The sequence below is a fragment of the Streptomyces sp. NPDC043996 genome (assembly GCF_056435225.1).
In genome coordinates this window covers 663274-689210 of sequence record NZ_JBWKEY010000003.1, presented here as the reverse complement: position 1 = coordinate 689210, position 25937 = coordinate 663274, and the positions used below count along the sequence as shown (strand labels likewise).

Below are 25937 nucleotides of genomic sequence, written 5' to 3'. Positions count from 1 at the left end.
CGCTCAGCCGGACGCCGTGCGCAGATACCGCTCGGCGAGCGGATGCGGGTCGCGGGCCGGTACGGCCAGGTGGACGGTGACGGGGGGCGCGTTCTTCAGGCGCAGATAGCGCAGGCCGGGGTGGGAGTGGCGGCGGGCGACCGGCTCCGGGGCGACGCCGACGCCGTGCCCCGCGGCGACGGCCTCCAGCCACTCGTCGAAGTTGTCGGCGGTGCAGGCCAGGCGGGGGCGGCGGGCCGCGGGCCACAGGTCGGGGCGCGTGGTGCCGGTGATGGTGTTCACGACGAGCGGGTGCGCGGCGAGCTCCGCCCAGTCCACGACGCGGCGGCCCGCGAGGGCGCCGGAGCCGCGGGCCACGACGGCGACGCGCGGCTCGCGCAGCAGCACCTGGCCGCGCACCTCGGCGCCGGACGGCAGGTCACCGCGGACGACCGCCACGTCGCAGGCGCCCGAGGCGAGCCCCGCCAGCGGCTCGTCGCGCCGCACCAGGCGCACGACCGCCCCCGTCGCCGCCTTGAACGCGGTGGTGAGCGGGCCGCAGACCTCCGGAAGCATCGAGGTGAAGCCGAGCCGCAGGACCGGCCGCGCGGCACCCGGGGCGCGCAGCGTGGCGTCGAGCCGGACGAGCAGCGGCGCGAGCTCGTCGCGCAGGCGCCGCCCGGCGTCGGTGAGCTCCACCTGGCGCGTGGTGCGGTCGAGAAGCCGGGTGCCGACGGCCTCTTCGAGGGCCCGCACGGTCCGGGTGAGCGCGGGCTGTCCGATGCCGAGCGCGGCCGCGGCGTGGGTGAAGCTCAGCTCGTCGGCGACGGCGAGGAAGCCGCGCAGATGCCGCAGCTCCACGGCGTCGAGGGGGCCCAGGTCATTCATGCCGCCCGAGCATAAACGCACCGTGGCGGGCATTTCCCCGAGGAACCGGAGACTGCCTACGTTTCCGTCCGGACGACCACCCGACCGGGAACGAAGGGAGCTGGTGACCCGTGCGGAAGATCTGGCTGTTGATGCTGGGGGCCTTCACGCTGGGGCTCGACGCGTATGTGATGGCGGGCCTGCTGCCCGTGGTCGCCGACGACCTGGACACGACCGTGTCCCTCGCCGGACAGATGGTGACCGTCTTCACGCTCGCGTACGCGGTGAGCGCGCCGCTCGTCGCGGGCCTGTTCGCCGGGGCGCGCCCGCGCGTGCTGCTCATCGCCGCGCTCGCCGTGTTCACGCTCGGCAACGCCCTGACCGCGCTCGCGCCCGGCCTCGCGGTGCTCCTCGTCTCCCGCGCGGTGGCGGGCGTGGGGGCCGGGGTGTACTCGGCGCTCTCCACGGCGGCCGCCGCCGCGCTCGCCGGAGCCGAGCGGCGCGGCCGGGCGCTCGCCCTGGTGATGGGCGGGATGAGCTCGGGCACGGTGCTCGGCGTGCCGCTCGGGGTGCTGCTCGCCGACCACACCTCGTGGCGGTCGACGATGTGGCTGGTGACGGGCCTCGGCGCGGTCGCGCTCGTGGGCCTCGCGGCGGGCCTGCCCGAGATCCCCGCCCCGCCCGCCGTGCCGGTGCGGGCGCGGCTCGGGGCGCTCACGGACCGGGCGGTCCTGCCCATCGTGACGGTCTCCTTCCTGGGGGCCGTCTCCAGCCTCGGCCTGTACACCTACCTCGCGCCCGTCCTGGACGCGGTGGGCGGCGTCGGCGAGGGCGAGGTGGCGCCGTACCTGTGGGCGTGGGGGATCGGCGGGGTGCTCGGCAGCGTCCTCGCGGGCCCGCTCGTGGACCGGACGGGCCGGGTCCTCGCCCTCGTGACCGGCGTGACGGCCCTCCTGGTCGTCTCGGAAGCCTCCCTGCCGCTCCTCGGCGCGGCGGCCTTCCCCGCGCTCGTCATCTGGGGCGCGGCGGGCTGGGCCTTCCAGGTGCCGCAGCAGCACCGCCTGTTGGCACTCAGTGCCGAGCGCGGCACGGTGGCCCTCGCCCTCAACAACTCCGCCCTCTACCTGGGCAGCGCGGTCGGCTCCGGCGCCGCGGGGCTCGCCCTGTCGGCGGGCCTCGGCGCGGGCGCGCTGCCCTGGGCGGCGGCCGGGGTCGCGGCCCTGGGGCTCGCCGTGCACCTGACGGCGGGACGCCGCTGCCAGGAGGCGCCGGGCGTGAGTACCCTTGGCACTCATGAGCACTCTTGAGCCCGAGCCCGAGCGCGGGGCAGGTACGGGGACCCTCGTAGAGCCGACACCACAGGTGTCGCACGGCGACGGCGACCACGAGCGCTACGCGCACTACGTCCAGAAGGACAAGATCATGGCGAGCGCGCTCGACGGGACTCCCGTCGTGGCGCTCTGCGGCAAGGTGTGGGTCCCCGGCCGCGACCCGAAGAAGTATCCCGTCTGTCCCATGTGCAAGGAGATCTACGAGTCCATGGGCGCCGGCGGCGACAAGGACAAGGGCGGCAAGGACGGCGGCAAGAAGTAGCCGCTCCGCGCCGTGTCCTCAATCGCCGGACGGGCTATTTCTCCCACCCGCCCACCCTTACACCTGCGGCTGCAACGGCACCCCCCGACCTAGCGGCTCGCGGCTGGGTGGGCATTTCAAGCCCGTCCGGCGTTTGAGGACGAGGCGCGAAGCGCCGACGGCCTTGCGCGGCGCCCGCCGGCGCCCGGCGGCGTTGCATATGCCGCAAAGCCCCTTTCGCGGGCTGCAAGCCCATGGCAGCCTCACCCCCATGACCTTCGAGCAACTGATCCCGGCGCCCGTCCGCGCCGAGGGCACGCAAGGTGACGTCCTCCCCGTCGACGCGTCGACCACGCTCTGGGCAGGCCCCGGCGCGGAGTCCACGGAGCGCTGGCTGCGCGCGACGCTGGGCGGCGCCTTCCAACTCCCCTTCGCGCCAGGGCCGGAGGCCGCCCCCGGCGGCATCGCGCTGCGTGTCGACGAGTCGCTCGCCCCCGAGGCGTACCGCCTGACCGTGACCGGCGACGGCGCCGAGATCCGCGGCGGCTCCCCGGCCGGGGTCTTCTGGGGCGCCCAGACGCTGCGTCAGCTCCTCGGCCCGGAGGCCTTCCGCCGGGCCCCGGTCGCGGGGGACGCCGCGCTCACCCTGCCCGGCGGCGTCGTCGAGGACGCGCCCCGCTTCGGCTGGCGCGGCATGATGCTCGACGTGGCCCGGCACTTCATGCCGAAGGAGGGCGTCCTCCGCTACCTGGATCTGCTCGCCGCCCACAAGCTCAACGTCTTCCACTTCCACCTGACCGACGACCAGGGCTGGCGCCTGGAGATCAAGCGCTATCCGAAGCTCACCGAGGTCGGCGCCTGGCGGTCGCGCACCAAGTGGGGCCACCGCCAGTCGGATCTGTGGGACGAGAAGCCGCACGGCGGCTACTACACCCAGGACGACATCCGCGAGATCGTCGCCTACGCGGCCGCGCGGCACATCACCGTCGTCCCCGAGATCGACGTACCGGGACACTCGCAGGCCGCGATCGCCGCGTACCCCGAACTTGGCAACGCCGACGTCATCGACACGAACGCCCTGTCCGTCTGGGACAACTGGGGCGTCACGCCGAACGTCCTCGCCCCCACCGACCACACCCTGCGCTTCTACGAGGGAGTCTTCGAGGAGGTCCTGGAGCTGTTCCCGTCGACGTTCATCCACGTCGGCGGCGACGAGTGCCCCAAGGAGCAGTGGAAGGACTCGAAGGCCGTCCAGGAGCGCATCGAGCAGCTCGGCGTCAGCAACGAGGACGAGCTGCAGAGCTGGTTCATCCGGCACTTCGACAAGTGGCTGTCCGCGCGCGGGCGTCGGCTCATCGGCTGGGACGAGATCCTGGAGGGCGGGCTCGCGGAGGGGGCGGCCGTGTCGTCCTGGCGCGGCTACAGCGGCGGCATCGCGGCGGCCCAGGCGGGCCACGACGTCGTCATGTGCCCCGAGCAGCACGTGTATCTGGACCACCGTCAGCACGGCGGCGCCGACGAGCCGGTGCCGATCGGCTGGGTGCGCACCCTGGAGGACGTCTACCGCTTCGAGCCGGTGCCCGACCAGCTCACCGCGGAGGAGGCCGGGCGTGTGCTCGGCACCCAGGCCAACGTCTGGACCGAGGTGATGGAGAACCACGCACGCGTGGACTACCAGGTCTTCCCCCGGCTCGCGGCGCTCTCGGAGGTCGCCTGGAGTGCGCTCCCGGCGCCCGCGGAGCGCGACTTCGCCGCGTTCGAGGAGAGAATGACCGCCCACTACGCGCGACTTGACGCGCTGGGTGTGGAGTACCGGCCGCCGGGGGGCCCGCTGCCGTGGCAGCAGCGCCCCGGGGTGTTCGGACGCCCGATCGAGGGGGCGCCCCCAATCGTGTGAGGTCCGCCCCGCGCACGTGCTCCTGGCGGCCCGCCCTGCGACGGTGGGCCGCCAGGAGAAAGCCGTACAAGGTTCACCGAAGAGTGGCAATTCCCGCTGACCGGCGAGGGAGTGCGAAAACGGCATATCCCCCTGGTCTGCGGACGAACGTCTCCTAGCGGACCCCCGCGCCGGGGCCCGGTGAAGATGTGCCAGAGTTGCCACGTCCGGGTTGTGAGCACGTACCGTACGGCGGAACAGGCGTAACGGTGAGCGCGGCACGCAAGCGGCCGGGCCATCGGGAAGGGGCAGCCGGTTTTGACCACGCACGCACCGCGGGCGGCGCAGGGGGCGCAGTCTGTGTCGCTGCCCGCCACGCTCGACGAGGCCGTCGCGGCGCTCGCAGCCGTGCCCGCCGCCGTGCCCGTCGCGGGCGGCACGGACCTCATGTCGTCGGTCAACGCGGGCCTGCTGCGCCCCGCCGCCCTGGTCGGCCTCGGCCGCATCAGCGAGATCCGCGGCTGGCAGTACCAGGACGGGCACGCCCTGCTCGGCGCGGGGCTCACGCACGCGCGCATGGGGCGCCCGGACTTCGCGGCGCTCATCCCGGCGCTCGCCGCCGCCGCGCGCGCCGCGGGGCCGCCCCAGATCCGCAACGCGGGCACCCTCGGCGGCAACATCGCCTCGGCCGCGCCCACCGGTGACGCGCTGCCCGTGCTCGCCGCCCTCGAAGCCGTCCTGATCATCGCGGGCCCGGGCGGCTCCCGCCGCGAGGTCCCGGTGTCCCACCTGCTCGCGGGCATGGAGATGCTGGGACCCGGCGAACTCATCGGCTTCGTCCGCGTACCGCTGCTGCACGCCCCCCAGGTCTTCCTGAAGGCGACCGGGCGCACCGGGCCCGGCCGCGCCACCGCCTCCGTCGCGCTGGTCCTCGACCCCGCGCGCCGGGGCGTGCGATGCGCGGTGGGGGCGATCGCCCCCATGCCGCTGCGCCCCCTGGAGGCGGAGCAGTGGGTGGCCGGGCTCATCGACTGGGACGGCGAGCGCGGACTCGTGCCGGAGGCGCTCTCGGCCTTCGGCGAGTACGTCGCCGCGGCCTGCGTGCCCGACCTGCCGCCCGCCGAAGACGGCACCGCGCGGCCGCAGCCGCCCGCCGTACTCCACTTGCGGCGCACCGTCGCCGCGCTGGCCCGACGAGCACTGGGGAGGGCGCTGTCGTGACCGAAGGCAGGAACAACGGGGCGGGCGGCGCCTGGCAGCCGCACCCGCAGGGCGAGTACGACGCGGACGCCACCGCGTTCGTGCAGCTCCCGGAGGGCGCGGTCGACGCCGTGAGCACGCCGCTCGCCGCCCCCGGGCACGGCTATGTGCCGCCGCAGATAACGGTCGCCCCGACGGCCGCCGACGCCACCGACCCGGCCGCCACGGGCGTGTGGGTGCTGCCGCCCGAGGTCACCGGCGTCGCGCCCGCCGCGACGCGGACCGTGACCTGGCCGGACCCCGGCGCGCACCCGGAGCCGGACGCGCACGAGGCGTACGAAGCGCACGAGGCGTACGCACCGGCCGCGCCGGACGCCCACGGCGCCTACGAGCAGCGGCCGGTCCAGGACGCCTACGACCCGCGGGCCACCGGCCAGTGGACGTTTCCGGACGCAGTGAACCATGGGGATCACGCGCACCCCGGCAGCCATGCGCACCCCGGGCACCAGGAGCCGACCGCTCCCGTCGGTGGGCACGCGCCCGCCGGGCACGATGTGACCGGGCAGTGGTCCATCCCCGTGGCGGATGGTGATCTCCCGGACGAATCGGGCGAGTTCGCCGCGTCCGCGCTGGCCGCCCAGTGGGGCGGCGGCACGCCGCCCGCGACGCTGCCCGGGGGCGCCCCCGCGCCCTGGGCGACGACGCCCGAGCCCTTCGTGCCCGGGGCGCCGGAAGCCCTGGCCGGGCAGCCGCCGGTGGAGCAGCCGCGAGCCGAGCAGCCGCGAGCGGGGCAGCCGGCCGCGCCGCCCGCCGCCGCGCCGCCCGCCGTCGAGGAGACCCCCTTCGAGCGCACTGCCAAGCTGTTCGTCGTGACCCAGCGCCCCGACGGGACGCTCGCGCCGCGTGACGTGCCGGAAGAGGCCGCGGAGCCGCAGCCGCTGACCCCTCCGGCGCCGCAGTCGGAGTTCACGCCCGAGTTCGCCCCGCAGTCCGTGGCGGAGCCGGAGGCGGCCCCCGAGGCACCCGAGCCGGTGGAGGCGCCGGAGTCCTTCGTGCCGGAAGTCCCGGAGGCGCCCGAGTCCTTCGTGCCGGAAGTCCCGGAGGCGCCCGAGCCCTTCGTGCCGGAGATCCCGGAAGCCTCCGAGCCCTTCGTGCCGGAGATCCCGGCAGCCCCGGCAGCCCCGGCGGCCCCGGCGGCCCCGCAAGCCCCCGCCGCCGAGGAGCCGGAGGCGCCCGCCGCCCTCCAGGCCCCCGAAGCGCTGGAGCCGGAACCGGAGGCCCCCGCGGCCCTCGTGGCCCCCGTGGCGGCGGAGGCGAGCCCCGACCCGGAGCCCGCCGCCGGGCCCGAGCCCGAGCGCACGCCCGCACCCGCGCCCGAGCTCACGCCCGCACCCGCACCCGCACAAGACCTCGCCCCGGAGCAGTCCCCGGACCTGGCCCCGGAGCAGTCCCCAGACCCCGCCCCAGAGCACCCCCAGGAGCAGACCCCCGCCGAGGAGCCCACCCCCGAGCAGGAAACGGAAGCCGCTGCTCCGGCCGTTGAGGCGGTGGCGAAGGCCGACGAGCACCCGCTCATCTCGTACGTCCTGCGGGTCAACGGCTCCGACCGGCCCGTCACCGACGCCTGGATCGGCGAGTCGCTGCTGTACGTGCTGCGCGAGCGGCTCGGCCTCGCGGGCGCCAAGGACGGCTGCTCGCAGGGCGAGTGCGGGGCCTGCAACGTCCAGGTGGACGGGCGGCTCGTCGCGTCCTGCCTGGTGCCCGCGGCCACCGCGGCCGGCAGCGAGGTGCGCACCGTCGAGGGCCTCGCCGCCGACGGCCAGCCCTCCGACGTGCAGCGGGCGCTGGCCAACTGCGGCGCCGTGCAGTGCGGTTTCTGCGTACCGGGCATGGCGATGACGCTGCACGACCTCCTGGAGGGCAACCCCGCGCCCAGCGACCTGGAGACCCGCCGCGCGCTGTGCGGCAACCTGTGCCGCTGCTCCGGCTACCGGGGCGTGCTCGACGCGGTGCGCGACGTGGTCGCCGAGCGCGCCGCCAAGGGCGCGGCCGAGCAGGAGCAGCAGGACGAGCAGGCCGCCGACCAGGCGCGCATCCCGCACCAGGCGGGCCCGTACGGGCAGGACGGAGACCAGGCGTGAACGGCGCGAGCAACGAAGGCGTGGCCCAGGCCGAGCCCGGCGCCGAACAGCTGCCGCACGGCATCGGGTCCTCGCTGCCGTCGGCGGACCTCAGGGCCAAGACGGAGGGCACGTTCCCCTACGCGTCCGACCTGTGGGCCGAGGGCCTGCTGTGGGCGGCCGTGCTGCGCTCCCCGCACGCGCACGCGCGCGTCGTCTCCATCGACACCAGCCACGCGCGCGAGCTGCCGGGCGTCCGCGCCGTCGTCACGCACGAGGACGTGCCGGGCGCCGCGGCGCACGGGCGCGGGCCCGCCGACCGGCCGGTGTTCGCTTCGGAGGTGGTGCGCCACCACGGCGAGCCGCTGGCCGCCGTCGCCGCCGACCACCCGGACACGGCCCGCATGGCCGCCGCCGCGATCATCGTCGAGTACGAGCCCCTGGACGCGGTGACGGACCCGGAGCAGGCCTTCGAGGCGGCCCCGCTGCACCCCGACGGCAATCTGATCCGGCACATCCCGCTGCGCCACGGCGACCCGGAGGCGACCGGCGAGGTCGTCGTCGAGGGCCTGTACCGCATCGGCCGCCAGGACCCGGCGCCGATCGGCGCGGAGGCCGGGCTCGCGGTGCCGCGCCCGGACGGCGGCGTCGAGCTGTACGTCGCGTCGACCGACCCGCACGGCGACCGCGACCGCGCCGCCGCCGTGTACGGACTCGGCCCCGACCTGGTGAAGGTCGTCGTCACCGGCGTGCCCGGCGCCACCGCCGACCGCGAGGACGCGAGCTTCCAGCTGCCGCTCGGTCTGCTCGCCCTGAAGACGGGCTGCCCGGTGAAGCTCACCGCGACCCGCGAGGAGTCCTTCCTCGGCCACGCCCACCGCCACCCCACGCTCCTGCGCTACCGCCACCACGCGGACGCGGAGGGCACGCTGGTCAAGGTCGAGGCGCAGATCCTGCTCGACGCGGGCGCGTACGCGGACACGTCCGCGCAGGTGCTCGCCGCGGCGGTGTCCTTCGCCTGCGGCCCCTACGTCGTCCCGAACGCCTTCATCGAGGGCTGGGCCGTCCGCACGAACAACCCGCCGTCGGGCCATGTGCGCGGCGAGGGCGCCTTCCAGGTCTGCGCCGCCTACGAGGCGCAGATGGACAAGCTGGCCAAGAAGCTGGGCGTCGACCCGGCTGAGGTGCGGCTGCGCAACGCCCTCGCGACGGGCGACGTCCTGCCCACGGGACAGACGGTGACGTGTCCGGCCCCGACGGCCGAACTCCTCGCCGCCGTACGGGACTTCCCGCTGCCCGAGCTGCCGAAGGACACCCCGCAGGAGGAGTGGCTGCTGCCCGGCGGGCCCGAGGGCGCGGGCGAACCGGCCGCCGTGCGGCGCGGCGTCGGCTACGGCCTCGGCATGGTGCAGCTGCTCGGCGCGGAGGGCGCGGACGAGGTCTCCACGGCCACCGTGAAGGTCCACGACGGCGTGGCGACGGTGATCTGCGCGGCCGTGGAGACCGGCCAGGGCTTCGCGACCCTGGCCCGGCAGATCGTCCAGGAGACCCTCGGCATCGACGACGTGCGCGTCGCCCCCGTGGACACCGACCAGCCCCCGTCGGGGCCGAGCTGCCACGGCCGCCACACCTGGGTGTCGGGCGGCGCGGTGGAGCGCGCGGCGAAGATGGTCCGCACCCAGCTCCTACAGCCCCTCGCGCACAAGTTCGGCATGTCCACCGAGCTGCTCCAGATCGCCGACGGCAAGATCACCTCGTACGACGGCGTCCTGTCGACGACCGTCGAGGAGGCGATGGACGGCAAGGAGCTGTGGGCGACGGCGCAGTGCCGCCCGCACCCGACGGAGCCGCTGGACGCCGACGGCCAGGGCGACGCGTTCGTCGGCATGGCCTTCTGCGCGATCCGCGCCGTCGTGGACGTGGACATCGAGATCGGCTCGGTGCGGGTGGTGGAGCTCGCGGTCGCGCAGGACGTCGGCCGTATCCTCAACCCCGCGCAGCTGCGCGTGCGCATCGAGGCGGGCGTCACCCAGGGCCTCGGCGCGGCGCTCACCGAGAACCTCCGCACCCCGCGCGGCCTCGTCCGCCACCCGGACCTGACGGGCTACGCGCTGCCCACCGCCCTGGACGCGCCGGACATCCGCATCGTGAAACTGGTCGAGGAGCGGGACGTCGTCGCGCCCTTCGGCGCGAAGGCGGCGAGCGCGGTGCCGGTGGTCACGTGCCCGGCGGCGATCGCGTCGGCGGTCCGGGCGGCGACGGGCCGCCCGGTGAACCGCCTGCCGATCCGGCCGCAGGCGGCCGTGGGCGCGGAGCTGGCCTGAGCGGGCCCCGCGCCGGAAAATGACGGGAGCCCCAGGGGCGCCCTGGGATACGTTCCGGCCGTGACTACCAGTGCCACCCCCGACGGGGTCATCGTCATCACCGGCATCATGGCCGCGGGCAAGTCGACGGTCGCGCAGGCCCTGGCGGAGCGGCTGCCACGGGCCGCGCACGTCCGCGGGGACGTCTTCCGGCGCATGATCGTCTCCGGCCGCGAGGAGTACGAGCCGGGCGCGGGCGGCGAGGCGGAGGCCCAACTGCGGCTCCGCTACGGCCTGTCGGCGTCGACGGCGGACGCGTACGCCGCCGCGGGCTTCATCGCGGTCGTCCAGGACGTCATCCTGGGGGAGGAGTTGAAGCGGTACGTCGACCTGGTGCGGACCCGCCCCTTGTACGTCGTCGTGCTCGCGCCCCGCCCGGACGCGGTCGCCGCCCGCGAGGCCGCCCGTGGCAAGACGGGCTACGGCGAGTGGACCGTCGAGGCCCTGGACCAGGGCCTGCGCGCGGACACCCCGCGCCTTGGACTGTGGCTCGATAGCTCGGAGTTGACGGTGGATCAGACGGTGGACGCGATTCTGGGGCGCCTCGGCGAGGCGGCGGTGGTCTGAGCGCGGAATGTCTCCGACCGGTGCCCGAACGGTCGCGATGGGGTCCCAGCCCTCTCAAGCCCCCATAAATCCCTTTTAGTCCCGGCGCGTCGCAGGGCACTATCGAAGAGTCCCGAACCATTCGACGCACCACTCGACTCAACGGGGGAGATTGTCATGGGGGATGACAACGACACGGGCTGGGGCTGATAACCCCGGCGTTCGGGCGCCTCGCTGACTGAGACGCCACGGGGGCGGTTCCGATGGGAACCGCCCCTTCGCCGTGTGGGGGGTCACCAGATGTCGTCGGTGTCGTCGTCCGCGCCCGGGGCCTCGGGCCGGGGCGCGGGCACGGGAACCACGGAGAGCAGGCCGAACTCGACGCGGGAGCGGCGCGGCACGGTGTCCATGAGCGCCAGGCGGCGCGCCACGGGGACGGCCGCGGCGTCGAGCCGCCCCAGGAGGACCGGCGGTCGCGTGTACCCCACCACCCGGCACTTCCACGTCCGGCCCCCGTGCGCCTCCCGGCAGTTGAGGTCGACGCGCACCTCGACCTTGCCGTAGTGCCGTTCGGCGGCCTGGACGGTGACGGTCTTCGTGGTGCCGGGCCCGGTGTGCAGCCAGCAGGGCGGTCCGTCGCCCGTGGACGTGATGATGGCCGCCGGTTCGTCGTCCAGGTGGGCGGCGAAGTACACCTCGGCCAGCGGGGCGCCGCCGCACTGCCGGATCTCGGCGGTGATGCGCGGGGCGCGCCCGTGGTCGACGTCCGTCTCGACCCCGGCCATCTCGAACAGGGGCCGCTCCGCCTGGTCCTTCAGGCCCCTCTCATGTGCCAACTGGCTCTCTGCGACGGCTACTTGCCTGCCCGCCGCCCGCTGCCCCGCCCGTACCTGCCACCACGCCACGCACGCACTGACCGCCGCCACGCACGCGCCCCCGGCGGAGATGTAGTCCCCTGCGTCCACGCGGCCACCCTAGGGCGCGCGGCGCACCCCGGGAGCGGTATTCCGGCGCATCGCGCCTCAGTGCGAAGCCGCGGGGGCCTTGCCCTCGACCGTCACCACGGAGCCCGGACTCAGCTGCCCGTAGAGCCACTTGGCGTCGGCGGTGCGCAGGCCGATCCAGCCCCGGGTGGTGTCCTGCCTGCCGGGTGCCTGCTCGGCGTACGTCATGGGGACGAGGTAGTTGGTGGCGCCGCCGGGGCCGCGCAGTTCGATGACCCAGGGGAGGGCGACGTCGTACTCCTCGCCCAGGCCGACCGTGACGCTGTCGAGGCGCTTCGTGCGGTACTTGGCGACGACCGTCATGCGGCCCGGCTTGGTGGGGTGGCTCGCGTTGCCGGACGAGAGGGGCAGCTTCCGGTCGCCGCAGGTCAGGGTGCGCGTGGCGAGGTCCACGGTCGCGGCGGGCGCGGCGGAGCGGGTGGTGGGCGCGGCGGGCGGCGCAGGGCGCCCGTCGGAGCCGTCGCCGAGGGCGGTGGTCAGGCCGAACGCGAGGGCCGCGACCGCGCAGGCGGCGCCGCCCGCGAGGGCCGCGCGGCGGCGTCGGCGCCGGGCCGTGGCGCGGCGGCGGACCTGCGCGCCGGTGGTCGGCGCGGGCGTCTCGCCGGTGTCCGCGAGGCCCCGCAGCGCGGTGGAGAGATCGCGGGGGGACAGGTCATCGGACACGTCGGGCCTCCTCGTCGCTCGGCGCGCCCTTCGCGCCGCCGGTCTCCTCGGCTGGGGAAAGCAGCCCGGCGAGGGCCGCGCGGCCGCGGGAGAGGCGGGCCTTGACGGTTCCGGTGGGGGCGCCGGTCTCGGCGGCGACCTGGTCCACGCTGAGGTCGCACAGGTGGTGCAGCACGATCGCGAGGCGCTGGGCCTCCGGGAGCTGCCGCAGCGCCTGCACCAGGGCGAGGTGCTCGGGTCCAGGGCCCGGGGCGTGCTCGGGCGGCGGGGTGCGGCGCACCAGCTCCAGCCAGCGCCGGGCCCGGCGCCAGTGGCTCACCGCGAGCCGCATCGCGACGGTGCGGATCCAGGCCTCGGGCGCCTCGGTGGCGAGGAAGTCGCGCCGCCGGTCCCAGGCGCGTACGAACGCCTCCTGGACGACGTCCTGGGCCTGGCCGTGGTCGCCGGTGAAGGCGTACACCTGCCCGACGACGCGCGGGAACGCCGACGCGTAGAACGCGTCGAACTCGTCCTCCGTCATGCCGCCCCCGTGCTGAAGAAACTTTCCGCCCGTCCCACGCAACCCGGTGACCCCCGGCGTGCGTACAAGTCGCGTACATCGAAGCACACCACACAGGGGGGCTCTGTTGACCAGGGGAATCAGGGGAATCAGGGGAAGCAAGGGCGTGACGGCGAGGAGCGCCGGGGGACCGGTGGCCGTGGCGGCGCTCTGCGCGCTGCTGCTCGCGGGCTGCGGTGACGCGGGCGGCGTCAGGGAGGGCTCCGCTGGCGGTACGAGCGGCGGGGCGGGCGAGAAGCCGGGTGCCTCGGCCCCGGCGCGGAAGCCGACGCCGCGCGCCAAGCCGCTGCCGGAGGCGCTGCGCGAGGGCGCCAAGGTCAACGTCTTCGACGGCCAGACCGTCGGCGTCGGCATGCCGCTCTCCGTGACGTTCGCGCGTCCCGTGCCGCCGTCGCGGCGGGCGGACGTGGAGAAGCGCCTCACGGTCCGCACGGACAACGGCACGACCGGCTCCTGGAGCTGGGTCAAGGACCGCAACCTGCATGACGGGCAGCGAATCGACTACCGCCCGAAGACGTACTGGAAGCCGGGTACGAAGATCACCCTGCGGGCGGGTTCCGCGATACTGGCGAACGTCACGGTGGGCCGCTCCCTGGTGGCCACGGTCGATGTCCGCGCCCACACCATGACCGTCGTCAAGGACGGCACCACGCGCCGCGTCCCCGTCACGGCGGGCGCCCCGGGGATGGACACCTGGAACGGCACGATGGTCGTCTCCGACAAGCAGCGCCGGGTGTTCATGGACTCCCGGACGGTGGGCTACGGGGACGCGTACAAGGGCTACTACGAGTACGCGGTGCACCTGACGACGTCCGGCACCTACCTGCACCAGAACCCCAAGGCGAACACCTTCGCGGGCAACACGAACGTCACGCACGGCTGCATAGGCCTCGCTACGGACGGCACCGCGCGCCGCTTCTACGAGGAGGTCATCCCCGGCGACGTCATCCGCGTCACCGGCTCCAAGGAGACCGTGGAGCCCGGCAACGGCTACGGCGACTGGAACGTGCCGTGGGACCAGTGGAAGGCGGGCAGCGCCCTGACCCCCTGATCCGGGGGCGATCCTGGAGGCCGTGACCGGAATCGAACCGGTGTGCTTCGCTTTGCAGGCGAATCCCTCAACCACTCGGGCACACGGCCAGGCTGTGCTCTTGTCTTCGACGGTAGGCGGTGGCGGTGCCCTGGCTCAAGGTCATCACCACCGCCGCAACGCGACTGCCATACGGCGTTCATGGAGGCCCTGGGTCACCGCCGTCCCCGCCTCCTGGGGCAGCCGCTCGGCGCACGCGTCGACGACCTCGAACGCCGCCGGTGGCCGCTCCCGGTCCTGGCCGCCCTTTCGCCGTTCTGGCTGATCTCCCGCAACCGCGAGCGGGTACCGTGCAGGTGTCGAGTCAGACAGGAGCCAGCATGCACGCTCTACCTCATGACCACACCGGCAGGCGCATCAAGCGCCTACGCCAAGAGCGCCATCTCACGCAACGCGCGCTGTCAGAGCTCTCTCAACTTCCGTACAGCACCCTCACGAAGGTTGAGCAGGGCGTCATTCCGGCCAGCCCGCACGTGGTCGCCAGGGTTGCGCGAGCCATGCGTGTGGATGTCGCCACGATTCAAGGCCAGCCGTACCTGACCGAGCTGCGCCTTGATGAACTCGACGTCCTGATACGACCGATTCGCGAAGCGCTAGACGTGTACGACCTGGGAGCCGACCCCGAGATCACCCCTCGCCCGCATGCGCTCCTCGCCGATGATGCCGAGAGGCTTCTCGTGGCAGTGCGGGCCGGAGAGATCAAGCACGCGGCCAGCGAGGTCGCCGGGCTGATCCAAGAAGTCACCACCGCGGCACACGTCACCAACTCCACCGAAGGCTGGCTACTCCTCGCCAGTACCTACCGCACGGCATACGACGTCGCGACCAAGCTGGGATTCGCTGATCTCGCCGCGATTTCCCTCTCCCGCATGGACTGGGCCGCCCACCGCGGGTCCGATGCCGTATTCGGCGGCATGTACCGGTACATGCGTGCCTTGACTTATCTCCGCGAGGGTCAATTCCGCACGGGAGAACGTCTGGTCCGCATGGGACTGAGCATCCTGGAGCAGGCCGACGCGGGGCGCGAACGCGATGTGGTCACGGGGCAACTCCACCTTGGAGCTGCCGTCATGGCCGGGCGTGCGCACGACGGAGATCGGGCCGAAGGCCACTTGAACGAGGCGGAGAGACTGGCCGAGCGCACCGGGGAAGCCGTCAAGGTGCACTGGCTGAGCTTCGGGCCCACCAACGTGGCCGTGCACAGAGTGAGCGTCGCCGCTGAACTCGACGAGTACGCCGACGCGGTCAGCGCGGGTCGCACTGTGCGTTTTCCCAAGGACTGGCCAGCCTCCCGCCGGAGCCATCACCACGCCGAGTACGCCCGCTCCCTGATGTGGACGGGAGACCTCGACGGCGCGTTCGGCCACTTGCTGAAGTCCCGGAAGGCCGCTCCTCAACAGGCGCGATATCACCCCACTGTGCGCGAGACGTACGCCGGGCTGGAGGCCGCCAAGCGGCAACTGCCCGATAGTTTCCTCTCCTACGGAACCTGGCTGGGCGCTTAACCGCCCGTCACGCTCTGGCCCCGACTATCAACAAGTCCTGATAGTCGGGGCCTTCGCGTGGGTCCAGCATGCGGTATCGGCCGCTCCTGCTCGGAGCGACGAAGACGCCCGTACAGCCCATCTGTTGAGGGGCCCGCATGTCGACAGCTCAGGGACCGCAGGAAGAGCGCACCACCAGCGAGCCGTCAAACGGCAGCCTGACGGCGCGGATCGTCGCGCTACAGCGGGAGATCGACCGCCATCTCGCCAAGCTTCGCGGGGAGGTCGACCGGTGACTCGATCACGCGCCGCGTTCCGGAACTACACCGTCGCCCCGAACGCCGATGCCGACGCGGAGCCGCCGCTGTCATGGCGGGAGTGCATGTGTTGCGGGGCGTCCAGTGTCCCCAGTAGCCAGGTCACCGACGGCGAGAAGTGGACGTTCGGCCACCTCAAGGCCAACCCTGCGCACCTCGACTACCGCGAGCACCACACGCGCCACTACCGCGCCGTATCCGGGAACTGGCAGTGAGCGCCCCCACTGCGCCGTACCCGGCTGGCCACTGCTTGTGGTGCGAGATCACCGTGGCCGAGGCCGTCGCCCCTCAGCACACCCGCGAGTGGCTGGTACGCGTCTACCTCGCGCCCACTCCCCGCTCGGCCGTGCGATGGCTGACGACCCAGGCCCGGTACTTGGCCGACCTCATCGATCCGCCCCTCGATACGCCATGGGTCCCCATCGGGGCCGTCGAGGTGCCGGAAGAGCAGCACGAGGGACAGCTCGACGCGTCAGGAGCCCTGCGGATGTGGGCCGAGCTCGCCTGGGATCACACCACCGCCGAGCACGACGACGTGCTCAGTGCGATGCGCGACGGCAACCTCTTCCGCTTCACCGTCGCAGACAACACCACGCGCTACAGCCTCTCCGCCCGCCCCCTTGTACTGCCGCCCAACGGCTACGCCCTGCTTCAGACCCCCGCCCCACGAGGGAAGGACACACCGTGACCGTGCTAGCTCACCCGCGCGAGGGGTTCCCACTCGCTTCCGCCGACGGGCCCGCCCCGCTCAGTTCAGAGCTTCCGTCCGCGCCGGACACCCGCCCCTGGGTGCTGCGGCACGCCCGTACGCCAGACGCCACACAGGCCATCTTCAAACCCCCGTCCACCTACGACGAGGAATCGCAGATGTCCGTCAGCCTCTACGACGGACCGCTCCCGTACATGGCCACGCACACCCCCACCCTCCCGGACGGCAGCATCAAGAACCCCCCGCCGCTCGACGAGGGCCCAAAGGACTGACACGGGATGCCCATCGTTCTCGTCATCGCAGCCCAGGACGACTGGCCGACGGACCGCGTGATCAAGGTCTTGACCGACCGCGGCGCGTCCGTGTTCCGCATGGACACCGCAGAGTTCCCCCAAGAGCTCACCCTCACCGGACGCATCAACGACTGGCGCGGCTGGCACGGGCAGCTCACCACCGGACACCGCGCCGTCGACCTGGCCGACGTCCACGCCGTCTACTACCGCGCGCCCACCCCGTTCCGCCTGCCCGCGGGCATGTCCCAGCCCGAGCAACGCTTCGCTGCCGCGCAGGCCCGCTCTGGGCTCGGCGGCATCCTGACCGCGCTCGACTGCCGCTGGGTGAACCATCCCGCTGCCATGTCCCGCACCGAGTACAAGCCGATCCAACTCGCCGCCGCCCGCTCCTGCGGCCTGACCATCCCGCCCACACTGATCACCAACAACCCCGACGCCGTCCGCGCGTTCTGCGCCGACACCCCCGGCCCGATCATCTGCAAGCCCATCGCTTCCCCGGTTCTCGTCGAGGGCGGCGAGCTCAAGACCGTCTACACCCGACGCGTGCCCCACGCCGACCTCGACGACCTACGCGGCATCGACTCCACCGCGCACCTCTTCCAAGCCTGGATACCCAAAGCGCACGAGGTGCGCCTCACCGTGGCAGGCGACCAGCTACTCGCCGCGGAGATCCACGCGGGCAGCACAGCAGCACACGAAGACTGGCGCAGCGACTATCCCTCGCTCACCTACCGCGCCACCGACACCCCCGGTCACATCGCGCACGGAGTGCACCGCCTGATGGACCGTCTCGGACTGCGCTTCGCCGCGCTGGACTTCGTCGTCTCGCCCGACGGCACCTGGACGTTCCTTGAGGCCAACCCGTGCGGGCAATGGGACTGGATTCAGCACACCACCGGCCTGCCCATCGCGGAGGCCATCGCTGACGAACTGCAAGGAGTCCGCACGTGAGCGACGCCACCCTCGACGCGGCACGCCCGCACATGACGGCACTGGCCGAGGAACTCAAGAACGCCGGGGCCATCCGCACCCCTCAATGGGGCGCGGCGTTCGCCGCCGTCCCCCGCCACGTCCTCGTACCGTCCTGGTTCGACCAGGAGCAGAGCGACAAGGGCATCACTGTGTGGCGCCAGCGGCGCGCCGTAGCCGACGTACGGCACCTGGCTGCCGCCTACCGCGACGTCACCCTCGTCACCGCCCTGGACCCGGGCACCGCCGAGCAAGTCGACGACACCGCGTGGACCGGCTTTCCCACCTCCTCCAGCACCCTGCCCAGCCTCATGGCCGGAATGCTGGAAGACCTGTCCGTCCGCGACGGCCACCGCACCTTGGAGATCGGCACCGGCACCGGCTACAACGCCGCCCTGCTGTGCGCACGACTCGGGGATCACCTCGTGCACTCCATCGACGTCGACCCCGACCTCACCGACACCGCGAGGACACGCCTGACCCAGATCGGGTACACGCCCGACCTCACCACAGGCGACGGCCGCACCGCCCTCCCCACAGAGCACGCCTTCGACCGCATCATCTCCACCTGCTCCGTCCCCGCCATCCCGCACCAGTGGATCGCCCGCGCCAAGCCCGGCGCCGTCATCGTCACCGACGTCACGCTGGGCATCGAGGGCGGACTCGTCTCCTTGACCGTCGACGAAGAGCAGCGCGCCATCGGCCACTTCACCACCACCGCAGGCCGCTTCATGCCCGCCCGCAACGACCCGCGCACCTACCCCCAGCCCAACCGCCCGCAACGCGCACCACAGGCCGACACCCGGCCCACCACACTCACGGCCACCGACATCCAGGCCCACTACACACTGCGCCTGCTCCTCGCGCTGCATCTGCCCGAGACCGAACTCGTCTACGACATCGACGACGCCACCGGCACCACGAGCATCCAACTCCAGCGCGGCGACGGCGCATGGGCCCGCGTTCCCTTCAGCACTGACCAAAGCGTCACCTACGGCGGCGACGCCGACCTGTGGAAGCAGGCCGAAGCCGCCTGGCACTGGTGGAACGCCCACAACCAGCCCACGCACGACCAGTTCGGCTACGCCCGCGAAGCCAGCGGCGACGCCTCCGTCTGGTACATCCCCGACGGAACCCGCTGGCACCTGAACACCAGCTGACCCACCACGACAAAGCCCCAGCTCGCGTTCGCCTCGCGCGCCTGGCGCGACTTCGTGGCGTACGCGAGCCGGGACTGATCGCCCGCCCGGCCGCAGGGCTAGGCGGCCACGTCGTACGTGTAGTACCGCTTGTGATCCAGCATGTCCGCCGGTGTCACGTTGCCCCACGGGCGCATCGTGTCGTTGAGGTCGACCACGTCGCGGGTGCCCGCGGCGGGCAGGTAGGGCGAGTTGGGGTGGCGGGACTGCCACTGGGTCCAGAGCTTGTCCACGTAGGCGTGGTGGAGCCAGAAGACGGGGTCGTTGGGGGAGGCCCCGGTGGCCATGTGGCCGCCGACCCAGACGTGGACGCGGTTGTGGAGGTTGACGCCGCGCCAGCCCTCCAGGTGGTTGCGGAAGCCGTCGGAGGCGCTGTTCCACGGCGGGGCGTCATACGTGGACATGGCGAGGACGGAGTCGACCTCGGCCTTGGTGGGGAGCTGGACGCCGCCGGCGCCGAGGCTGCGGCGGAGGAAGTCGCGGCCGTCGACGCGGACGTTGATGCGCCAGCCGTTGCCGGAAGAGGCGAACGCGCCGTCGGTGACCTGGCCGTCGCGGGGGCGCCCTGTGCCGCCGAGGAAGTCGGGGGCCCAGAGGGACGCGGCGGGGGTGCGGTCGGTGGTCCAGTCCCAGTAGGGGAGCGTCACGGACGCGTCGACGGACTGGAGGGCCTGCTCGAACTGTATGAGGAAGCGGCGGTGCCAGGGGAGGAAGGACGGGGAGCGGTGGCCGACGCGGTCGCCGTTGTCGGTGTCGCTCATGATGAAGTCGTTGTGGGTGCTGACGAAGGAGTCGTAGCGGCCGTCGCGCTTCAGCGCGAGCAGGGCGGTGACGAAGCGGCGCTTCTCGTCGGCGGTGAGCTGGGCTTGGTTCTTGCGTACGGCCATGGCGGCGGCGCTCCGGATCAGACGGCGGACGGGGACGGGGCGAGCGGGACCAGGACGGCGCCCTGGAGCTCGACGACGGCGGCGCGGGCGAGCGCGCGCGGCGTGGCCCTCGGCTCGTAGTGGTTGATGACGCTGATCCAGGTGCCGTCGGCGTTGCGCATGATGTGCAGTTCGTCGCCGTCGATGCGGACGGAGTAGCCGTCGCCGTGGCCCGCGTGGTGTCCGCCGTGGCCCGTGGTGGGGCCGCCCTGGATGCGGCGGCCGAGGTAGACCTCGTCGAAGGGCGCGGGCTCGGTGGAGCCCCCGTGGCCGTCGTGCGTGCCGCGCGAGGCGGCCGCGGTGGCGGCCTGGGCCGCGCCGACGACGGCGATACCGGCGACGGCGCCCGCGGCACCGATGGCCCGGCGGCGAGTGATTCCGGACATGCGAAAAACCCCCAAGTGAACGTGGTGAAGCAGCAGTTCCGGTGGTCGGCCGGGGCTGCTGAAGCCATACGTACAGGGAGGTGGCGGCATGTCCGTAATCAACGGAAAGAGTTGGCCATCATTAAGGACATCCGCGTGCAAATAGTGCATTCTTGAACGAAGTTGATCTTGCGGTGCGTTCGTCCGGGCGGTGTCCGCGCCGCAGATTCTGCGGTGGAAGTGACGATACCGTGAAAGTTCTTCACGGTTGGTCCACGGCTCGTGCGCCGGGTCACAGGGGAAAGCTGTCTGAAAAGCCGTGTCGTGGGGAGGTCGTGGGGAGGTCGTGGTGAGGGCGCGCGTCTGAGTAGTCGGTGAGTACGGGTACTCAAGGTCCAGTTCACGGCCGAGGCGAGACTGTTCGCATGACGACACCGCCCCCGCCGCCCTCGTACGCGCCGACGCCACCCCCGTACGCACCGGCGCCGCCGCCGGGGCGCGGTCGGCGGTGGCGGCCGCTGGCCGTGGCCGCGGTGGCCGTCGCCGTGGTGGCCGCCGGGCTCGGGACGTGGTGGTGGACCAGGGGCGGGGACGACGATCCGCTGGCGGGGCGGCCCTGGGCCACGGACCTGAAGGCAGGCCTCTCGTACCGGATTCCCGAGGGCTGGAAGCAGGACAAGAAGGACCTCGTCGACGCCTACACGAGCACGATCCGGACGGTGGACGCGGATCACGGCGAGGGCGGCGGCGCGGGCGTAGGGAGCGGTGGGGACGGCGACTTCGGCATCGTGCTCACCGGGCGGGCGGACCCCCTCGCGGAGTCGCAGCTGGAGGCGCGGGCGAAGAGCGCGGCCCGCTCCAACGCGACGTACTTCTACCCGGACGGATCGTCGGAGCAGACGGAGTCCGAGGCGACGACCGTCGACGGCCGCCCCGCCCACACGGTGGCCCTCGCGGTGGAGGACGGCGAGGGCGGCGAGGTACATCTGCGGATGACGCTGATCAGCGCGGACGCCGGGCGTTCGGTGTTCCTGCTGGGGGTGGCGAAGCCCGGGGAAGGGGGCGAGCAGGAGGCGGTGGACGCGGTTCTGGAGAGCGCGAGGCTGCTGTAAGACCGGCGCTAGAACCGGCCCCAGCGCGCCCCCCCTGCTGCCGCCCACCGCGAGATGCGCCCGGAAGCCGTTGCGGCGGGCCCACCGCTCGCCCGCCCAACACAGCGCAGAGGAGCCGGAGTTGAGGAAGTCCGTGGCCGTTTCTACGTCGCCGTGCGCGTGCAGCAGCTCCTCCAGCCTCGCCTCGGAGCCGGGTACCCCGAGCTTGATCGCCACCCGGAACGCGTCCCGCTGCTCGGGCCCCGGCCGCAGCACCAGGGCGGAGAGAGCGGGCAAGACGTGGCGGGGCTGCGCGGCGCTCACCTCGTGGTACAGCGTGTGGGCCGCGTCCTCGTCGTCCCACGCGCCGTCCGGCCGCAGCAGCGCCACGCACTCCCGCAGCAGCCCCTCCACGCGCCCCACCTCGGTCATCTCGGGCGGGACGAGGTCCTGGCGGTTGCGCAGCCGGGCATCGGCGCCGAATGCCATGAGCAGGTCGACGGCGTTCTCGTCACCTTGGTAATACGCGAGGTGCAGCGCGCTGTTCCCCTCGCTGGTTTGCAGGTTCACGGTCTCCGCGCCGTCACCGGCCCGCTGCCGCAGCCACGCGCTGTCACCGCGCGCCGCGGCCTCGTACAGCGCGTGCACTCGCTGGTCCGCACGGCGGCGGAGCGTCGCCCTTCGCTCCACGGCCACGAGCCCGCCAGCCACCACGAACGCCAGGCATATGAGAAAGACACCCATCGCACCTCCCGCCTCGGGACGCTAGCCAACCCCGACGGGACCGGTCCCGTCCGCCGAAGGCCCGAAGACGTACGACCAAGGGACCAGGACGGGACCGTCCCGCGGCAGGCGCGGAGTGTCAGTGGCGGCTCCTAACCTGGCCCAATGACCACCCCGGACTCCCACGACACCGACGTCGCCCCAGCCCCAGGCCCCGCCGCCGATGAGACGGCGCCGTCACCGGCCGGTCAGCACGGCGACGGCGACGGCGGCGGTGTCCTCGCCAAGCCCTACCGCGCGCTGAGCATCGGCATCGTCTCCGTCGTGCTGCTCATCGCCTTCGAGGCGACCGCCGTGGGGACGGCGATGCCGGTGGCGGCCCGGGAGCTGGACGGAGTGTCGCTGTACGCGTTCGGGTTCTCGGCGTACTTCACGACGAGCCTGCTCGGCATGGTCCTCTCCGGGCAGTGGGGCGACCGGCGCGGGCCGCTCGGGCCGCTGATGTGCGGGATGGGCGCCTTCGCGGCGGGCCTGCTGCTCTCGGGGACGGCCGCCGCGATGTGGCAGTTCATCCTCGGCCGCGCCGTGCAGGGCCTCGGCGGCGGCCTCGTCATCGTGTCGCTGTACGTGGTGGTGAGCCGGGCCTATCCGGAGGCGCTGCGGCCGTCGATCATGGCGGCGTTCGCGGCCGCCTGGGTCGTGCCGTCCGTGGTCGGGCCGCTGGTGTCAGGCACGGTGACCGAGCACCTCGGGTGGCGGTGGGTGTTCATCGGGGTCCCGGTGCTCGTCGCCGCGCCCCTCTCGCTCGCGCTGCCCGCGATCCGGCGCACCGCCTCCGGGCCCCTCGACCCGCACGCCCCGGTCGCGGCGTTCGACCGCCGCCGCGTCCGGCTCGCCTTCGGCATCTCGCTCGGCGCCGGACTGCTCCAGTACGCGGGGCAGGAGCTGCGCTGGCTGTCCCTCCTTCCGCTGGCCGTCGGCGCGGCCCTGCTCGTGCCCTCCGTCCTCGGCCTGCTGCCCCGGGGCACCTACCGCGCGGCGCGCGGGCTGCCCTCCGTCGTGCTCCTCAGAGGCGTGGCCGCCGGGTCCTTCGTCGCCGCCGAGTCCTTCGTGCCGCTGATGCTCGTCAGCGAGCGGGGCCTGTCGCCGACGCTCGCGGGCCTCTCGCTCGCGGCGGGCGGCGCCACCTGGGCGCTCGGCTCGTACGCGCAGTCGCGGCCCCGGATGGAGGTCCACCGGGAGAAGCTCGTCGTCACCGGGATGGTCCTGGTGGCCGCCGCCATCGCCACCGCGCCCACCGTGCTGATCGACGCCGTCCCGGTGTGGGTGGTCGCGGTCGCCTGGGGCGTCGGCTGCCTCGGCATGGGCATGGTCATCGCCTCGACCAGCGTCCTGCTCCTGAAGCTGTCGCCGCCCAAGGACGCGGGCGCGAACGCCGCCAGCCTCCAGATATCCGACGGCCTGTCCAACACGCTGCTGCTCGCCGCGGGCGGCGCCGCGTTCGCCGCGCTCGGCGGCGGCATGGTCGGCGGCCACGGCAGCGGCGCGGAGGGCTCGCACCCGGGGGCGTTCACCGCGGTGTTCCTGCCGATGGCCCTGGTCGCCCTCGCGGGCGCCTGGGTGGGGACGCGGCTGCGGGGGCCCGCCGAGACCTCCTGAGGCCCCTTGGGTCCCGCCGGAGTGACCGTACGAACACGCTCGGCGGCCCCGGTGTGAACCGCGTCGCACCCCGGCCCCGACTCGAGCGTCAACCCCGGAGTGCGGTCATCTCACCGGTAGGGTGGCCCGGTTGTCGTACGTACCCCAGCGTCAAAAACGGAGACCGTGACTACTACCGCCGCCTCCTCCTCGCACCATCTCTCGCCCGCCTTCCCGGGGCGCGCTCCCTGGGGTACCGCCAGCAAGCTCCGCGCCTGGCAGCAGGGGGCGATGGACAAGTACATCCAGGAGCAGCCCCGCGACTTCCTCGCCGTGGCCACGCCCGGCGCCGGAAAGACGACGTTCGCGCTGACCCTCGCGTCCTGGCTGCTCCACCACCACGTCGTGCAGCAGGTCACCGTGGTCGCCCCCACCGAGCACCTGAAGAAGCAGTGGGCCGAGGCCGCGGCGCGGATCGGCATCAAGCTGGACCCGGAGTACAGCGCGGGCCCGCTCAGCAAGGAGTACCAGGGCGTCGCCGTGACCTACGCGGGCGTCGGCGTGCGGCCCATGCTGCACCGCAACCGCGTGGAGCAGCGCAAGACCCTCGTCATCCTCGACGAGATCCACCACGCGGGCGACTCCAAGTCCTGGGGCGAGGCCTGCCTGGAGGCCTTCGAGCCCGCGACGCGGCGCCTGGCCCTGACCGGAACGCCGTTCCGCTCCGACACCAACCCGATCCCCTTCGTGACGTACGAGGAGGGCAACGACGGCATCCGGCGCTCCTCCGCCGACTACACCTACGGCTACGGCAGCGCCCTCGGCGACGGCGTCGTGCGGCCCGTGATCTTCCTGTCCTACAGCGGCAACATGCGCTGGCGCACCAAGGCCGGTGACGAGATCGCCGCCCGGCTCGGCGAGCCGATGACCAAGGACGCGATCTCGCAGGCCTGGCGCACCGCCCTTGACCCGCGCGGCGACTGGATGCCGAACGTCCTGCAGGCCGCCGACCGCCGCCTGAGCGAGGTCCGCAAGGCCATCCCGGACGCGGGCGGCCTGGTGATCGCCTCCGACCAGGAATCCGCGCGCGCGTACGCCAAGCTCATCCGGGAGATCACCGGGACCAAGGCCACCCTGGTGCTCTCCGACGACACCGGGGCCTCGCAGCGCATCGACGACTACAGCGGCAGCGACCAGCGCTGGATGGTCGCCGTCCGCATGGTGTCCGAGGGCGTCGACGTGCCCCGGCTCGCGGTCGGCGTGTACGCGACGACGATCTCCACGCCGCTGTTCTTCGCCCAGGCCGTGGGCCGCTTCGTGCGCTCGCGGCGGCGCGGCGAGACCGCGTCCGTCTTCCTGCCCACGGTCCCCGACCTGCTCGGCTTCGCCAACGAGATGGAGGTCGAGCGCGACCACGTCCTCGACAAGCCGAAGAAGCAGGGCGAGGAGGACCCGTACGCCGAGTCCGAGCAGGAGATGGACGAGGCGAACAAGCAGCAGGACGAGGACACCGGCGAGCAGGACACGCTGCCCTTCGAGGCGCTGGAGTCCGACGCCGTCTTCGACCGGGTGCTCTTCGACGGCGCCGAGTTCGGCATGCAGGCGCACCCCGGCAGCGAGGAGGAGCAGGACTACCTCGGCATCCCGGGCCTCCTCGAACCCGACCAGGTGCAGCTGCTGCTCCAGAAGCGGCAGGCCCGGCAGATCGCGCACAGCAAGAAGAAGCCCGCGGAGGAGGCCGACCTCCTCGAACTGCCCGCCGAGCGGCGTCCCGTGGTCTCCCACAAGGAACTCCTCGAACTGAGGAAGCAGCTCAACACGATGGTCGGCGCGTACGCCCACCAGAGCGGCAAGCCCCACGGGGTGATCCACACCGAGCTGCGGCGCGCGTGCGGGGGGCCGCCGAGCGCGGAGGCCACCGGGGGGCAGCTGCGGCAGCGGATCGCCAAGGTGCAGGAGTGGGCGACCCGGATGCGGTAGCGCGCGGGGCTTGCCGGTGCGGGTGTGGGGCTATGGGCTCTGGGGCTCGGTTTTTCGGGTGCGGGTTGGTGGGGGCTGGTCGCGCAGTTCCCCGCGCCCCTTCGGGGCGCTGCCCCCCCGGCGGCTTCGGGGCGCTGCCCCCCGGCGGCTTCGGGGCGCTGGGACCGGTTCCTTCGGGTGTGGTTCAGAGGACGTGTGCACTCCGTGCAGGCATTGTGCGTTCCGCGTCCACATGTGGCGGGGCTAATCGGGACGATACGGACCGTCTTTCCGTACCCTTGACCGGATTCTGGACGGAGTCTTCCGCTGAGCGGGACGCCCTCGCTACTGTCCCCGCTACACAACGCCCCGTGGCAGCGCCGCCCCGGAGCGCAGCCGGTGCCCGCCGCAGAGGGGGCCGTCGA

Annotated in this window: 24 protein-coding genes and 1 tRNA gene; 18 read left to right on the top strand and 7 right to left on the bottom strand. The window is 73.1% G+C overall.

What is annotated here, in order from left to right; genetic code table 11:
* Window positions 1-3: 3 nt before the first annotated feature.
* A complete protein-coding gene (locus AC07A4_RS10495; protein WP_478595684.1) occupies window positions 4-867 on the bottom strand; it encodes a LysR family transcriptional regulator in 864 nt (287 codons plus the stop codon).
* A 110-nt stretch (window positions 868-977) separates the two neighbouring features.
* On the opposite strand from AC07A4_RS10495, the gene AC07A4_RS10490 reads away from it, so the two are divergent.
* The 7 genes from AC07A4_RS10490 (at window position 978) to AC07A4_RS10460 (ending at window position 10544) form a co-directional block, all read left to right on the top strand.
* On the top strand, window positions 978-2153 hold the full coding sequence (locus AC07A4_RS10490) for an MFS transporter (protein ID WP_478595681.1): 1176 nt from the start codon (window positions 978-980) through the stop codon (window positions 2151-2153).
* On the top strand, window positions 2140-2439 hold the full coding sequence (locus AC07A4_RS10485) for a DUF3039 domain-containing protein (RefSeq protein ID WP_037825937.1): 300 nt from the start codon (window positions 2140-2142) through the stop codon (window positions 2437-2439). The genes AC07A4_RS10490 and AC07A4_RS10485 overlap by 14 nt, the downstream gene beginning before the upstream one ends.
* A 250-nt stretch (window positions 2440-2689) precedes the next feature.
* Window positions 2690-4315, top strand: a complete 1626-nt coding sequence (locus AC07A4_RS10480; RefSeq protein WP_478595677.1) for a beta-N-acetylhexosaminidase — start codon at window positions 2690-2692, stop codon at window positions 4313-4315.
* A 297-nt stretch (window positions 4316-4612) separates the two neighbouring features.
* A complete protein-coding gene (locus AC07A4_RS10475) occupies window positions 4613-5515 on the top strand; it encodes an FAD binding domain-containing protein (RefSeq protein ID WP_478595674.1) in 903 nt (300 codons plus the stop codon).
* A complete protein-coding gene (locus AC07A4_RS10470; protein WP_478595671.1) occupies window positions 5512-7635 on the top strand; it encodes a 2Fe-2S iron-sulfur cluster-binding protein in 2124 nt (707 codons plus the stop codon). Before AC07A4_RS10475 ends, AC07A4_RS10470 begins: the two co-directional genes overlap by 4 nt.
* Entirely contained in the window at window positions 7632-9938 is a 2307-nt protein-coding gene (locus AC07A4_RS10465) for a xanthine dehydrogenase family protein molybdopterin-binding subunit (protein WP_478595668.1), read from the top strand. Before AC07A4_RS10470 ends, AC07A4_RS10465 begins: the two co-directional genes overlap by 4 nt.
* Window positions 9939-9998: 60 nt before the next feature.
* Window positions 9999-10544, top strand: coding sequence for an AAA family ATPase (locus AC07A4_RS10460; RefSeq protein WP_478595666.1), 546 nt, complete (start codon window positions 9999-10001; stop codon window positions 10542-10544).
* Between the two features lie 272 nt (window positions 10545-10816).
* Here AC07A4_RS10460 and AC07A4_RS10455 read toward each other — a convergent pair whose 3' ends face one another.
* The 3 genes from AC07A4_RS10455 to AC07A4_RS10445 are packed head-to-tail and all read right to left on the bottom strand — an operon-like array spanning window position 10817 to window position 12710.
* Entirely contained in the window at window positions 10817-11488 is a 672-nt protein-coding gene (locus tag AC07A4_RS10455) for a hypothetical protein (RefSeq protein ID WP_478595663.1), read from the bottom strand.
* Window positions 11489-11545: 57 nt separating this feature from the next.
* On the bottom strand, window positions 11546-12190 hold the full coding sequence (locus AC07A4_RS10450) for a L,D-transpeptidase (RefSeq protein WP_478595660.1): 645 nt from the start codon (window positions 12188-12190) through the stop codon (window positions 11546-11548).
* Window positions 12180-12710: a SigE family RNA polymerase sigma factor gene (locus AC07A4_RS10445; RefSeq protein ID WP_478595657.1), complete on the bottom strand. Its 531-nt coding sequence runs from the start codon at window positions 12708-12710 to the stop codon at window positions 12180-12182. Before AC07A4_RS10445 ends, AC07A4_RS10450 begins: the two co-directional genes overlap by 11 nt.
* A 145-nt stretch (window positions 12711-12855) precedes the next feature.
* Between AC07A4_RS10445 and AC07A4_RS10440 the strand changes: the two genes are divergently transcribed.
* The gene (locus tag AC07A4_RS10440; protein ID WP_478595654.1) at window positions 12856-13800 is read left to right on the top strand and encodes a L,D-transpeptidase; all 945 of its coding nucleotides are present in this window, start codon (window positions 12856-12858) and stop codon (window positions 13798-13800) included.
* A 14-nt stretch (window positions 13801-13814) separates the two neighbouring features.
* On the opposite strand, the gene AC07A4_RS10435 is transcribed toward AC07A4_RS10440, so the two are convergent.
* Window positions 13815-13889, bottom strand: a tRNA-Cys gene (locus AC07A4_RS10435).
* A 270-nt stretch (window positions 13890-14159) separates the two neighbouring features.
* Here AC07A4_RS10435 and AC07A4_RS10430 point away from each other — a divergent pair.
* From AC07A4_RS10430 to AC07A4_RS10400, 7 genes are all read left to right on the top strand, one after another.
* Window positions 14160-15344, top strand: a complete 1185-nt coding sequence (locus tag AC07A4_RS10430; RefSeq protein WP_478595651.1) for a helix-turn-helix domain-containing protein — start codon at window positions 14160-14162, stop codon at window positions 15342-15344.
* 137 nt (window positions 15345-15481) lie between these two features.
* The gene (locus AC07A4_RS10425; RefSeq protein ID WP_478595648.1) at window positions 15482-15619 is read left to right on the top strand and encodes a hypothetical protein; all 138 of its coding nucleotides are present in this window, start codon (window positions 15482-15484) and stop codon (window positions 15617-15619) included.
* Window positions 15616-15855: a DUF7848 domain-containing protein gene (locus tag AC07A4_RS10420; RefSeq protein ID WP_478595645.1), complete on the top strand. Its 240-nt coding sequence runs from the start codon at window positions 15616-15618 to the stop codon at window positions 15853-15855. Before AC07A4_RS10425 ends, AC07A4_RS10420 begins: the two co-directional genes overlap by 4 nt.
* On the top strand, window positions 15852-16328 hold the full coding sequence (locus AC07A4_RS10415; protein WP_478595643.1) for a hypothetical protein: 477 nt from the start codon (window positions 15852-15854) through the stop codon (window positions 16326-16328). Before AC07A4_RS10420 ends, AC07A4_RS10415 begins: the two co-directional genes overlap by 4 nt.
* Window positions 16325-16621, top strand: a complete 297-nt coding sequence (locus AC07A4_RS10410) for a putative ATP-grasp-modified RiPP (RefSeq protein WP_478595641.1) — start codon at window positions 16325-16327, stop codon at window positions 16619-16621. Before AC07A4_RS10415 ends, AC07A4_RS10410 begins: the two co-directional genes overlap by 4 nt.
* A gap of 6 nt (window positions 16622-16627) precedes the next feature.
* Window positions 16628-17593 (top strand): ATP-grasp ribosomal peptide maturase, encoded by a 966-nt coding sequence (gene tgmB, locus AC07A4_RS10405; protein WP_478595639.1) that lies wholly within the window; start codon window positions 16628-16630, stop codon window positions 17591-17593.
* Window positions 17590-18771, top strand: a complete 1182-nt coding sequence (locus AC07A4_RS10400) for a methyltransferase domain-containing protein (RefSeq protein ID WP_478595636.1) — start codon at window positions 17590-17592, stop codon at window positions 18769-18771. Before tgmB ends, AC07A4_RS10400 begins: the two co-directional genes overlap by 4 nt.
* Before the next feature lie 98 nt (window positions 18772-18869).
* Here the strand turns inward: AC07A4_RS10400 and melC2 are convergent, their stop codons facing one another.
* Both melC2 and melC1 read right to left on the bottom strand, forming a co-directional pair.
* On the bottom strand, window positions 18870-19697 hold the full coding sequence (gene melC2, locus AC07A4_RS10395; RefSeq protein ID WP_478595633.1) for a tyrosinase MelC2: 828 nt from the start codon (window positions 19695-19697) through the stop codon (window positions 18870-18872).
* 17 nt (window positions 19698-19714) lie between these two features.
* Window positions 19715-20122: an apotyrosinase chaperone MelC1 gene (gene melC1 / locus AC07A4_RS10390; RefSeq protein WP_478595630.1), complete on the bottom strand. Its 408-nt coding sequence runs from the start codon at window positions 20120-20122 to the stop codon at window positions 19715-19717.
* A gap of 404 nt (window positions 20123-20526) precedes the next feature.
* On the opposite strand from melC1, the gene AC07A4_RS10385 reads away from it, so the two are divergent.
* The 3 genes from AC07A4_RS10385 to AC07A4_RS10375 all read left to right on the top strand — a co-directional run bounded on the left by AC07A4_RS10385 (window position 20527) and on the right by AC07A4_RS10375 (window position 25533).
* Window positions 20527-21213, top strand: coding sequence for a hypothetical protein (locus AC07A4_RS10385; protein WP_478595628.1), 687 nt, complete (start codon window positions 20527-20529; stop codon window positions 21211-21213).
* 867 nt (window positions 21214-22080) lie between these two features.
* Window positions 22081-23574 (top strand): MFS transporter, encoded by a 1494-nt coding sequence (locus AC07A4_RS10380; RefSeq protein ID WP_478595626.1) that lies wholly within the window; start codon window positions 22081-22083, stop codon window positions 23572-23574.
* A gap of 165 nt (window positions 23575-23739) precedes the next feature.
* Entirely contained in the window at window positions 23740-25533 is a 1794-nt protein-coding gene (locus tag AC07A4_RS10375) for a DEAD/DEAH box helicase (RefSeq protein WP_478595624.1), read from the top strand.
* Window positions 25534-25937 lie beyond the last annotated feature (404 nt).